This window comes from Marinomonas sp. A3A (genome assembly GCF_018336955.1).
Taxonomy (GTDB): domain Bacteria; phylum Pseudomonadota; class Gammaproteobacteria; order Pseudomonadales; family Marinomonadaceae; genus Marinomonas; species Marinomonas lutimaris.
This window is the reverse complement of the sequence record NZ_CP025532.1, coordinates 337295-349293: the sequence shown is the minus strand read 5'-3', so window position 1 is coordinate 349293 and position 11999 is coordinate 337295. Positions and strand designations below refer to the sequence as shown.

Annotated in this window: 13 protein-coding genes; 6 read left to right on the top strand and 7 right to left on the bottom strand. The window is 44.2% G+C overall.

Translation table 11 applies throughout. The annotated features are described in order from the left end of the window. The first annotated feature begins 139 nt into the window (after positions 1-139). Complete coding sequence (locus tag CYL31_RS01535) at positions 140-805, top strand: 7-cyano-7-deazaguanine/7-aminomethyl-7-deazaguanine transporter (RefSeq protein ID WP_212917250.1); 666 nt, start codon at positions 140-142, stop codon at positions 803-805. Positions 806-921: 116 nt separating this feature from the next. On the opposite strand, the gene CYL31_RS01530 is transcribed toward CYL31_RS01535, so the two are convergent. The 5 genes from CYL31_RS01530 to CYL31_RS01510 form a co-directional block, all read right to left on the bottom strand. Next, positions 922-1671: an oligogalacturonate-specific porin KdgM family protein gene (locus tag CYL31_RS01530; protein ID WP_212917249.1), complete on the bottom strand. Its 750-nt coding sequence runs from the start codon at positions 1669-1671 to the stop codon at positions 922-924. A gap of 299 nt (positions 1672-1970) precedes the next feature. After that, positions 1971-2489: a YgjP-like metallopeptidase domain-containing protein gene (locus tag CYL31_RS01525; protein WP_212917248.1), complete on the bottom strand. Its 519-nt coding sequence runs from the start codon at positions 2487-2489 to the stop codon at positions 1971-1973. A gap of 63 nt (positions 2490-2552) precedes the next feature. After that, a complete protein-coding gene (locus CYL31_RS01520; protein ID WP_212917247.1) occupies positions 2553-3323 on the bottom strand; it encodes an inositol monophosphatase family protein in 771 nt (256 codons plus the stop codon). Continuing rightward, positions 3313-4374: a LacI family DNA-binding transcriptional regulator gene (locus tag CYL31_RS01515; protein WP_212917246.1), complete on the bottom strand. Its 1062-nt coding sequence runs from the start codon at positions 4372-4374 to the stop codon at positions 3313-3315. Before CYL31_RS01515 ends, CYL31_RS01520 begins: the two co-directional genes overlap by 11 nt. Next, positions 4371-5168 (bottom strand): MBL fold metallo-hydrolase, encoded by a 798-nt coding sequence (locus tag CYL31_RS01510; RefSeq protein ID WP_212917245.1) that lies wholly within the window; start codon positions 5166-5168, stop codon positions 4371-4373. Before CYL31_RS01510 ends, CYL31_RS01515 begins: the two co-directional genes overlap by 4 nt. Before the next feature lie 185 nt (positions 5169-5353). Here CYL31_RS01510 and CYL31_RS01505 point away from each other — a divergent pair, with 185 nt between their 5' ends. The 4 genes from CYL31_RS01505 to CYL31_RS01490 all read left to right on the top strand — a co-directional run bounded on the left by CYL31_RS01505 (position 5354) and on the right by CYL31_RS01490 (position 9416). After that, complete coding sequence (locus tag CYL31_RS01505; protein ID WP_212917244.1) at positions 5354-6424, top strand: ABC transporter ATP-binding protein; 1071 nt, start codon at positions 5354-5356, stop codon at positions 6422-6424. 16 nt (positions 6425-6440) lie between these two features. Further along, entirely contained in the window at positions 6441-7589 is a 1149-nt protein-coding gene (locus CYL31_RS01500) for an ABC transporter substrate-binding protein (protein WP_212917243.1), read from the top strand. 127 nt (positions 7590-7716) lie between these two features. Then, positions 7717-8565 carry an ABC transporter permease gene (locus tag CYL31_RS01495; protein WP_212917242.1) on the top strand — a complete coding sequence of 283 codons (849 nt, stop codon included), beginning with the start codon at positions 7717-7719 and terminating at the stop codon, positions 8563-8565. Beyond that, positions 8565-9416 carry an ABC transporter permease gene (locus CYL31_RS01490; RefSeq protein WP_212917241.1) on the top strand — a complete coding sequence of 284 codons (852 nt, stop codon included), beginning with the start codon at positions 8565-8567 and terminating at the stop codon, positions 9414-9416. Before CYL31_RS01495 ends, CYL31_RS01490 begins: the two co-directional genes overlap by 1 nt. A 2-nt stretch (positions 9417-9418) precedes the next feature. Here the strand turns inward: CYL31_RS01490 and CYL31_RS01485 are convergent, their stop codons facing one another. Next, positions 9419-10144: a sulfite exporter TauE/SafE family protein gene (locus tag CYL31_RS01485; protein WP_212917240.1), complete on the bottom strand. Its 726-nt coding sequence runs from the start codon at positions 10142-10144 to the stop codon at positions 9419-9421. Positions 10145-10273: 129 nt separating this feature from the next. Here CYL31_RS01485 and CYL31_RS01480 point away from each other — a divergent pair, with 129 nt between their 5' ends. After that, complete coding sequence (locus CYL31_RS01480; RefSeq protein WP_212917239.1) at positions 10274-11182, top strand: LysR family transcriptional regulator; 909 nt, start codon at positions 10274-10276, stop codon at positions 11180-11182. Here the strand turns inward: CYL31_RS01480 and CYL31_RS01475 are convergent. Further along, the gene (locus CYL31_RS01475; protein WP_212917238.1) at positions 11177-11995 is read right to left on the bottom strand and encodes a DUF547 domain-containing protein; all 819 of its coding nucleotides are present in this window, start codon (positions 11993-11995) and stop codon (positions 11177-11179) included. The genes CYL31_RS01480 and CYL31_RS01475 overlap by 6 nt on opposite strands. Positions 11996-11999 lie beyond the last annotated feature (4 nt).

The following is an 11999-nucleotide window of genomic DNA, read 5'->3' as shown; positions in this document are numbered from 1 at the left end:
TTTGATGCTTTTTTAACCAAATGATTCATGTATAATTCCGCTCCGCATTTGACCTTATGGTCAAATGTCTATGCAAAGAGCGTTATAAAATTTTAAATTTGGGTTCCCTCACCCCAATCAAACGAAAAAGGCCACAAATATGAGTACTTTTACCTCAGAACAAAAAGGCAAGGCACTGTGCTACCTTGCGATGTTCCACCTACTAATCATTGCTTCTAGCAATTATCTAGTACAGATTCCCTTCACGGTTTCTGGGTTCCACACCACTTGGGGTGCGTTCACTTTTCCTTTTATTTTCTTGGCAACAGATCTCACCGTAAGAATCTTCGGCGCGGCATTGGCACGAAAAATCATCTTCTTAGTGATGATTCCATCGCTAATCGTTTCTTACGTATTGTCAGTTCTATTTGCTCAAGGAGAGTTTCAAGGGTTTGAGGCTTTATCGTCGATAAATACATTTGTCGGAAGAATAGCTATTGCCAGCTTGATGGCATATCTGCTTGGTCAAGTACTTGATATTCAAGTCTTTAATCGCCTACGTCAGCTTAAACAATGGTGGGTTGCTCCAGCAGCATCAACGTTATTTGGGAATGGTTTAGATACTTTGGCGTTCTTCGGCATCGCTTTTTACCAAAGCCCAGACCCATTTATGGCCCAACATTGGCAAGCAATTGCATTAGCGGATTTTGGCTTTAAGCTCATCATTAGCCTTGGTTTGTTTATCCCAATATACGGCGTACTGTTGAATTATCTGACCAAGAAAATCACCTCAATTAAACCAGACTTTACTTTGGCAAATGCATAAGACTAAGTTAATTTAGGGGATTAGCAGGAAGGTTAAAAAACACTGCGTAGATAAAGGCCTATCTAAAAGGGAGGAAAAATAGGCCTTTACAGTGCATTAATTAAACACGAATACGCTTAGTAGTTGTATTTAGCACCAATTTTATAAACAGGACGCCAGCTGTCATTCGCTGTAACTGATTCGCCATTGAAGTTGTAAGTATCACCTGATTTATAAGGCTTCATGCCAATTTCTGCAAAAGGGCTCCAGCCGTTTTTAAAGCCTTTGTATTCGCCGGTAAAATTCACTTCTGAGAAACCCGATTTATCATCTTTCCATCTTGGGCCTGAACTTTCTTGGTTGAAGGTATAATCTACAGATGCCCCAAAGCCCCAATCTTCAATGCCTTTATATCCAGCAGAAAAAGTCCAACGATTATAATGGGAGTTTCTGCTAGTGCTTGTTTCATTGGCTAGCTTGTCGTAATGGTAGCGATGACGGAAGCCAACTGACCAATCATCATTTACTTTGTAACCAAGGCTTAAATTAAATTGATGGCCGACTTTGGTAGATCCAGAATCCCATTTGTACTGCGGAGTTAAGGTAAGAGTATCGGAGATTTTATAACGATAACTGATATTCGTTTGCTGGCCATTACCACTTAGTTCATCAAAAGGACCTTCGCCTTTTGCACTACTCCACTTAGCCTCAACGCCAAAACCTATGCCATTGGCAAACCGATGGCTAACTTCAATACGATCTTTATTCTCTTGATCCTGACCGTCGTACTGAGGAACGTATTCATGGCGAATATTAATCGTTGTTGCATGCGCTGCAACGCTAGTGAGTCCAATGAGGACTGCCGCAGATACAATTTTCATCTTCATATTAAAACACCGTTTTATTTTTATAGGGTTGAGATTTTAATTTAACTCTATATTTTTATTTTTGGAAGTATTTTTGTAATGTAAAGGTAAAAATAATAAAACAATGTTTTAAAAATGAGGATTTATTCAGCCCAAAAGCCAGAAAGATAGGGCCTTACAATAAAAGTGTAAAAATTAAGAAAGCGTAAATTAGTGTCAAGAAATGCTCTCTATCGCGAGGGCAGTGTATGAGAAATGAGTATTGAATAGCAGAAAAGGAAGAAGCTTGTATGTTTAAACTATTAAGACCAAATAGGCTATTAAGACCAAAGATCGCCAAATCGGTCACGATGACTTAAATATAAACGCAGATCGAATTCTAGCTGATGATAATCGGGCTCCATATAACAACAAAGCTTGTAAAAGGCTTTGTTGTGGCCCTTTTCTTTGAGGTGTGCGAGTTCATGCACCAAAATCATCTTTAATAAAGGTTCAGGAATCCGACGAAATAAAGACGAGATACGAATTTCATTTTTCGCCTTTAGCTTATTGCCCTGCATTCTAGACACGAAAGTATGCAACCCAAGAGCATTATTGATGATGTGTATCTTATCGTCATAAATGACTTTGCTGATTGGCGGGGAGCTACGCATAAACTCATTTTTGAGATCCATTGCGTATTCATACAAAGCACGAGTTCCGTTCAGCCCATGAACGTCAGGGTATTTTTTTAACAACCACTCACCAGACTTCTCCGAGTCCAACAAAGTTTGTGCTTGCTGTTGAACCTGTGCGCTGTAAGCGCCAAGATAGTTTTTAAACCCAGTATTCTGACTCATAGACTCTATCGGCCACGTATTTTAAGGCCGACAATCTTCGCAGAGTTAGCGAAAAAACACCATTCAAGAACTTAACAGAGGACTCAAATCTTGCCATAACTGCGGGCTTGCCGCCCAAACTAGGCTACCGTTTAACAGCCCATCTTTCTTAAGGAAGTCCGTCACTTGACCGCCTGCCTCTTCGATTAACAGCAAGCCCGCCAACGCATCCCAACTGTTTAAATGTGACTCAAAATAGCCATGAACCAGTCCAGATGACACATGAGCCAGCATGAGAGCGCCCGCGCCAAAGCGTCGGTATTCGATATTCTGTTTATCCAACATCAAGATAAGATCACAATATTCTTGTATTGGTCGGCGATTAGACCGCCCTAATCCCAGAAGTGCTTGACCTTTTTTAGGCTCATGAATAGTTAATTGAACGCCATTCAAATACGCACCTTGACCTTTCTTGGCAATAAAAAACTCCTCTCTATCCGGCGCATAAACAAAGCCCATCTGGATTTCTTTGTGTTTTACATAAGCGACGGAAACACACCAATAGTCCATACCTTGAACGTAATTAGTGGTGCCATCAATAGGGTCAATCACCCAGACTCCATTGTTTTCTGGGTTTGAAGCCTGAACCAGACCACTTTCTTCCCCCAAAAAACCATCGTCTGGGAATAGGCCTCGAATCACTTCTTTTAACTCTGCTTCAACCGCAACATCTGCCTGAGAGACAAAATCTTGCCGACTTTTTGTGGTTACTGACAATCCAGACTGACGAAGGCTTTGAGCACGTTTGCCAGCCGCTCTAATTGCGGTTTCTAAAATCTGATAGCTATCTTGCATGTTCTTTTGTCCTTATGCTGGTCAATTCAAAGTCTGGCGAGGTATTTCTAATCACCAATTTGACCGGTATTTCTTCTATAGTTTGATCAATATAGGGATCTTGCCCCCTGGCTTCCAAGCAAGATAAGACACGCTTCGCGGTTTCCTCGACATCTTGATGAATCGTCGTCAAGCGATAACTGTATTGCGCGGTTTGCGGCGTATTATCAAAGCCAATGATGTGAAAATCTTGGGGGGCATCAAAGCCATTTTCTCGCATCCCATCCAAAAAGCCGCAGGCCAGCTGAGCATTAGCACAAAACACACCATCGACTTTCCCACCTTCAGCACAAAAAACGTGAGCTGCTTGCCTTCCTCCTTCATATCCATCCATGTCGGCGACAATATGAAGTAAATCGCTCTCATCACATAGACCTATCTCAGCCGTGGCCTGACAAAACCTCTCGCCGCGGTTGATACCAGACCAAGTAGAGTCTTTATAATTCAGCCAAGCAATAGACGAGCAGCCACAACGCACAAACTGCTCCGCAACAAGAACGGCTGCCATTTTATTGTCGGAACAGACAAAATCCACATCAGGGATATCCATATGACGATTAATGCCGACGACAGGAATATTATGTTGTACGCACTCTTTCACCAATTCCACTGGTGGCTGGCCGGATGTGACGACCACTCCCGACACACGAAATTGCGTAAAGCGCCGAATGGTTATTTCCAATTCGTCCGCATCACGTACTTCTGTAACGAGGGCTTGATAGCCCTTACGCTGAATTTCACTCAACAAGCCCTCAAGCAAACTGCTACGAAAAGGATCACTTAAGCGCGCCACCACCACACCCACTAACTGGCTGCGTTTACGGTTTAAACCCTGAGCCAAAAAATTAACTTGATAACCCAACTCATTCGCCGCCTGTAATATTTTTTCGCGGGTTTCGCGAGCCACATTGCCTTGATCGCTAAACACGCGAGACACAGACGCACGAGACACGCCAGCAAGTTTCGCAACATCTTCGGCAGATACAGATCGGCCACCTCGAGAATCGGTCACATCTTGCCTCCTTGTCCTATTGAAAGAGAATCAAAGACATGTCGACTAAGATCAATATCGTCTAAATCTAATTGCAAACCATCTCGACTCAAAAACATGTCAGGAATATCCCTCACAGCTTGCAATAAACTCGGTATCGCCTCATCAAAACAATGATAAATCCCCAACGCCTTAGCACCAGTGTCCACAAGCAAGCGCTCACAACCTGGCAAATCCCCATGAGAGGAGTCATTAGATAAAGCCTCAAAAGACGCGCATTCCTGAAAAGCCATGTCCACATCTTTCATCAACGACTGGCTAGCAGCAGTAGGACGACCATCTCCACTGTAAAACAAGGTTTTTTCATCGGCCGTAATTCGAATCGCTTTGTTCGCCATTTCATGCTGAGTGTTCGCTGTGCGGATGTGCCAGTGCTCCCATTCGAATTCATCCGCAATGTCCTGCCAATGAATCTCAAAACACACCTGAGTTTCCGGCCACACAGCCAACTCCACCAGCGCTTTTAGAGGCTGCTGCTGTTCGGCTTGGCAAAAAATAGTCAAAGGCTCCGTGCGATTGAAACTTTTCCATTGGTTAATCAACGCGGCTAAACCTGAGCTATGGTCTGGATGTATGTGTGTAAAATAAATTACCTGAATATCATTCACACCAATACTTCTCTGCCAAATCGCCCGAGGCACCGTTGGCCCACAATCGATAAGCCATTGGTTTTGCTGACAATCTATAATTCTAATCGAGGAGGTATTGTTGCGTTTAGAGAACGCACTACCACTACCAATTACGTCAATTTTCATACTGCCTCACCAAGATGTCTTTTTAGCTTAATTAAATTGTCATAAAGATCCGACAAAGTAGGCCACCATAATGTCGGTTAGAGATTGCATTTTTTTTACAAATCACTGAACACGTGTTCATTTGTTAAAAAAACTTCAAAAATCCTACCGACACTCGTTTTATCGGTTTGGAGAAAAGAGAAGGCATGGCGCACTTACACATAAAAAACTTACAGGCAGGCTACGGCAAAAAAATGATATTAGATAATATCAATTTAACCGTTGAGCAAGGCGAGATGATTGCCTTACTCGGTCCATCTGGCTGTGGAAAAACCACGCTACTCAATGCCTTATGCGGCTTCGTTCCTGTTAGTAATGGCGAAATTTTTGCCGGTAACCGAGCCGTTTCTCAGCTTCCCGCCGAAAAACGCAACATTACCATGGTCTTTCAAAGTTACGCTCTTTGGCCTCACATGACCGTCGCACAAAACATCGGCTACGGGCTCAAAGTTCAAAAAGCCAAACGGGCAGAAATAGACTGCCGCGTCGCGGAATTATTAGGCATAGTAAAACTAGAAGGGTTAGAAAATGAGAAGGTTACCGCCTTGTCGGGGGGGCAGCGTCAGCGAGTGGCATTAGCACGCGCTTTGGCGATCAGACCCGATGTGCTGGTTCTCGATGAGCCACTTTCGAACCTTGATGCAAAGGTTAGGCTAAGCGTTCGCCATGAAATCAAAGCACTGCAAAAACAACTTGGCTTCACCTCACTCATCGTCACCCATGATCAAGAAGAAGCCTTGGTTATGGCGGACCGAATTGCTGTGTTAAACCAAGGCAAAATCGAGCAAATTGGTACACCAGAAGAGATTTATCATCACCCAAGTACACCTTTTGTTGCCGACTTTATGGGGGCAGAAAACCATATCGAATGGCCCACTAACGACGACGCTTTCCATCTAAACCTGGGTAACCATACCACTCCATTAGACATTTATTTTCGTAGTGAAAATGCCGTGCTATCGACTCAGCAACCTGCAAGTAAAGATGACTTCCATACGGGCTTGGAGATCAACGGTCACGTCGAACAAAGTGTGTTCTTTGGCAACAATTACCAAATTAGTGTGCGCTGCGGGAAGCACGCCATACAGGCGGATCACGACCAGAATCTACCTGAGAATACTCCCGTTACTTTACGCGTTCCCACCGATGCTCTGCATGCTTTCATTAAAAACGTAGAACATGCCAAGCATCAAAAAAACCATGCCGTTACTGTTTAATCAATGAGGATGAATCATGTTTACTAAAACGAATGTCGCCGTAATTGCCGCTGTCGGCCTTACTCAATTTTCAACTTTTGCTTACGCAGACACCACACTCAACGTGGCCTCTGCCGGCAGTCAAAACATGGTGGATTACGTAAAAACCTACCTTGCTCCTAAATTTGAAGCAACGCACCCAGGTGTGAAAGTTAACGTAGTTGGTACAGGCCCAGGTGATGCGGGCTCCCACAAAATTATGGAAAAGCTATCGGCGCAAAATGACAGCGGTATGGATAAATGGGACATTGATGTGGCCGTTGTGCACCAAAAAATTGGTGGGGAAATGGTAGAAGATGGCTTACTGTCAAAATACCGCAGCGAAGTTAAAACGGGTGACATGGTCTCTCGCGACAGTGCTAAAAATGCATTAGGTGTCAATGTTGATGGTTACGTTATGCCCATGTTCCATAGCCAAACCGCCATCGCTTATAACAGTGATTTCGTTACAAACCCACCAACGTCTTATGACGAATTGGTTAAGTGGACGCAAAAGCACCCTAAAGCGTTTGGCTATAACGGCATCAAGAACGGCATGTCTGGCGTTAGCTTCGTAACTGGTTGGATTTATGCTTATGGCACAGATGCAGAAAGACTGTCTTCTGCGCCATATGATAAAAATGTCGAATCGTCTTGGGATAAGGCCTTTGCCGAACTAAAAGAGTTCAACAAGAACATCACTTTCACACCGGGCAACGCAGGCACGTTAGACATGCTAAACCGTGGTGAGATTTTCATGGGGCCGGTTTGGGTCGACATGTTCTACAGCTGGAAAGAGCAAGGCAAGATCCCACCTTCGCTCAAACTCTCTTTGATTGCACCAGGCATGCCAGGTCAGCCAATGTACTACGTGACGCCAACCAAAGCTGCGCACCCTCAACTGGCTCGCGAGTTCATTGAGTTAGCCACCAGCCCAGAAATTCAAGCCAACGGCATTGTAAAGCAGTTCAACTGGTATCCAGGCATTGATGCGAATTATGTAGAAGCCAAGCTTGATAAAGCCACATGGGAAAAATTGTTCGCAGAAATCACACCGAACGATTTATCTAAATATGGCAAAAGCTTCCCAATTGGACCCTACTTTGATGACATCAAAGAAGGCTACGAGCGGAACGTTTCTAACTAGATCAGTGAACTGGATAGTGAACTAAATCACTGAGCGAAGTACTCGTTCAACCTAAGCCCTGAGCACGCATTCCCTATATTAAGCGGCTCAGGGCCATTTTCTCTTGTATTGCTCATTGGAAATAAACATGCGTCAAACAACATCACGCAATCTACTAAAGAATCCTCTTTGGTTAATCGCCCCAGCCGCGCTCATGGTCGGTATCTTTTTCTTATACCCATTGTGCTTTTCGCTCTATTCAGCCATGACATTAGATGATGGCGGTTTTACGCTCAGCCATTTAAGCAAAGCCTTTGAGCTTTACTCAAATGACATCCTTTTTACCATCATCATTGTGTTGATTTCGGTCGCCATTTTGGCGGTATTATCCATTACCATTGCCGCGTTAATTACCTTATCGCCATTTCGTTCTTTGACGAAGATACTGGGCTTTCTTTATCGTTTGCCTTTATTCATTCCCTTTATCGTCACCGCGCAAATGATGCGCACCTTTTTGGCGAAAAATGGCTTAATGAACAATGCCTTTGTCGCTTCTGGCTTACTAACGCCCATGGATACTGTGTCTTTCCTTGGCTGGAGCGGCATTATTATTACCTTTGTCTGGAAGCAATTGGCCTTTTCAACCTTATTAATCTCTGGCGCCATGGCCGCCCTGGACGACTCTCAAATTCGTGCCGCTCGCAATTTAGGCGCTTCGCGTTTTCGCATTTTATTTCAAATCATCTTGCCACAAATTATTCCGACGCTGGGTGTCGCCATGGTTTTATCCATTGTCACCATGATGTCGGTATTATCCGTTCCACTGATGATAGGCACAGGCTCGCCTACTATGATGACAGCGGATATGGCGTTCCGTATCAACTCTTACGGCGATTATCACGTGGCGAACGCGCTAGGCTTGGTGTCGTACTGTATTTGCGCTGGCTTGGCTTGGTTTTATCTGCGCCAAAATCTCAAAGAAAAAGGGGCTAACTGATGATCTATCCACAAACTAAAGCCTTACTAGACAAGCTCAACATTCGCACTATGCGATTCAGCTTCTGGCTACAATGTGCCTTTATCTTATTGCTCGCACTGGCGTTATTTGGCCCAATCATGAACTTACTGATTTGGACCGTAACGGAGAGTTGGTACTTTCCGCATGCGCTCCCCAGCCAATGGGGATTCAAATATTGGCAGCAAGTGTTTAACCCTTATAGCGATGTGTCTGGTTCATTATTTACCAGCTTACTGATTGCGGTATTAACCGTGGTGGTTTGTATGATCGTCTCAATTCCGGCGGGCTATGCTCTCTCCAAACGCAGTATGCCATTACGTATTTTTTGGATGTTACTGTTTTTAATTCCTCAAGCATTTCCAAATCTAACCGTGTACATGAACATCGCTCGGCTGTTTTATGAATTTGGCTTAAACGGTACCTTACCTGGTGTGATCATAGTTCATAGCGTTCATGGTTTGATGTTTTCTATCTGGATCAGTGTCGCAGCATTTTCATCAACTGACCCAATGCTAGAGCGTGCGTCACGGAATTTGGGGGCAGGGCCTTTCTACACCTTCTTTCATATCGTATTACCACAAGCAGCACCGGGGTTAATCGCCAGCTGTATTTTTGTCTTCTTAGAGTCATTAGACGAATTTACCGGGACTTTCTTTGTTGGTTCGCCGAATATCAGCACATTGCCACTCTTGCTGTACACCGCCAGTATGGAAGGGAACTATCAGATAGCCTCAATCACCGCATTAATTCTTCTTGTGCCGTCCATCCTATTTATGGTCATCATTCACAAATTTATGAAACCTGAGATGCTATCTAAACTAGGCAAATAACACTATGAAAACAGAAACAGCTTCAAGGCTGCGACCGTCGACATAATACGAATTAACCATTTGAATTGGATTGGGTTCACTTTTTTTAATACGTAGTAGCCGATGAAAGAACCTATAACCAATCCAGGCACCGCGTATAAGCTGGTTTTTGTGCTCTCGACTGAAAGCAAGCCAAGGCTGATATAAAATGGCAGTTTTACCACGTTAATAATGAAAAATGCCCACGCGCGGGTGCTGACATAAGTTTCTTTATCGAGCTTTTGTTCCAATAGGAACAGGCTAAATATCGGCCCTGCAGCGTTGGCCATCATGGTCACAATGCCACCAATAAACCCCATGGAATAAGCCGCCAGCGGCTTCTGCATAAAAGACGTTGGGCGGTAATCTAGATAAAGGCCCAGCGCAATCATGGCAATAATCATCACACCTAGAAAGCTCACAAACTGCTCCGCGTTAATGTTTGCGAGGAAATGGCTGGCGACAAACACCCCGAGAAAAGCCAAAGGCAAAAAGCGCGCTAAAACAGACCAAGCGATTTTAGACCTATAGCTAAACACCGCCATAATATCGGTAATAATATACAGAGGTAATAAAATGGCTAACGCCTCAGGCCCTGGGACAGCAATCATCACAATGGGCAGGACCAATAATCCCATGCCGCCAACAGAAAACTTAGAAAAGCCGGTAATTAAACCCGCTAGAAATAACACAATAACCGTAATGTCCACGTTCCACTCCTTCAAATATCTCACGACATAACTCGTTTTATGCGTGCAATAATACGGCAAATAATGAACAATAAATAATCTCGTTTTATTATCAAAACGATCCCAATTAATAATCATCTTGAGACCATCATGAAACTGGATCAATTAAGAGCCTTTATTGCCGTGGTCGAAACGGGCAGTTTTCGATCCGCCGCAGACGCCATTCACAAAACTCAACCAGGCATTAGCGCGGCCGTAAAAGCATTAGAAGAACAATTTGGTTTTTTGTTGTTCGACCGTAACAGCTATCGGCCGACACTAACACCTGAAGGCCATGCCTTTTTCCTGCAAAGCCAAAAACTCATGTCTCAGGCTCTGCAGCTGGAAAATTTAGGCAATGACCTCGCCCAAGGCACAGAAGCGCCACTGCAGCTCTGTTTAAGTCAAATGGCGTTAGACGATAACTGCATGTCACGCATTAAAGCCTTTCAGCACCATCACGCTAATATCGCCTTAGACATCACCACAGATCACCTTTATGGCGTGCAAGAAAAGCTCGCCAAGAACAAATGTGAAATCGCCATTGGCCCACGATACGGGCTCGATGACAGACACGCCTTTATCGAACTGAATAAAATCACCATGATGGCTGTGATCAGCCCAGAATTACTTGCTACGCTTAACGCCAGCGACACCAAGATCAAGCAACAATCCTTGTACGCCATTCCCCAAATTTTGGTCAACGACACCACGGCCAATGTCTCAGAAAATGGCCATAGGTACGTTTTACCAACAGGCAAACGCTGGTACGTAAACGATTTTCAAGCGAAGAAAACCTTGTTGGTGCACGGACTTGGTTGGGCACGCATGCCGAAGCATTGCATTCAGGCAGAATTGAGTAACGGACAACTGGTGCCGATTGAAGTGGAGAATTTTACCTCACAGAATCAGCTGCCCATTTTTATGATTCGCTTACGCCATCAAACCCAGAGTTCGCAAGCGAACGCATTCTGGGAAATGATGAAAGGCTTTTCTAACAGCACGGGAAGCGATTTATAAAGTACGATTCAACGACCAATCGTAATCTAGAAAACGGGGGGTCATATCCTTGTCTTTAAGCTTCTGAACCTCTTCAGGGTTTAAAGACAAATCCACTGCGTGATCGACTAAAAACTGTTCCAACGATGAATAGCCCTTCCAGCCTTTTTCGAAGTCTTCTCGATACCATTTGAAAATCGACGACAACGCTAGCTTGCCATTATCTATTCGATTCCGACTGCGATCTTGCAAGAAAAGTCGCGTTTGTTCGTCTAGCTGAGCATCTAAACGCTTGCCCGTATAAGCTTCATTACGAAGCGCAGGACAACCGATACTCGCACAATTCACCGCGAAATGAATGCGTGGGTCTTGATAACGATCTGAACCACGAATCAAGGTATGTTCGATATCATCCAAAGATCGAGTTTCACCCAATAGCGGAATAAAAGACTGACTCCACGGCGAACTAAAAAAGCTGCCGAGATCTTTAATCGAATCCAAATCCGGCCACTGGGTAAGAATCAAATCCACCGTCCAGGCATTGTACGCGTTGATCAAAAACGCCAATTGCTCGTCTTTAGACCAATCATCAAACTCAGGGGTCGCTACTTGAGACAAATCCGCTAAGTAGCGATCCAGTTGCGCCTTATCATCGGCAAAGCCTTGATAATCCACTTGGCTTGCCTGACCGCCATTGAGCGGCAACACATGCTGTTTTAGCAATGCACCCCATTGACTATGATCAAATGCGTTTGCCGCGCTTACCTGAGCGCTGAACAAGCCAGTGAGGATGAGACTCAGCAAAGTCAAAACCAATAAACGAAGCGTTTTCATCGAA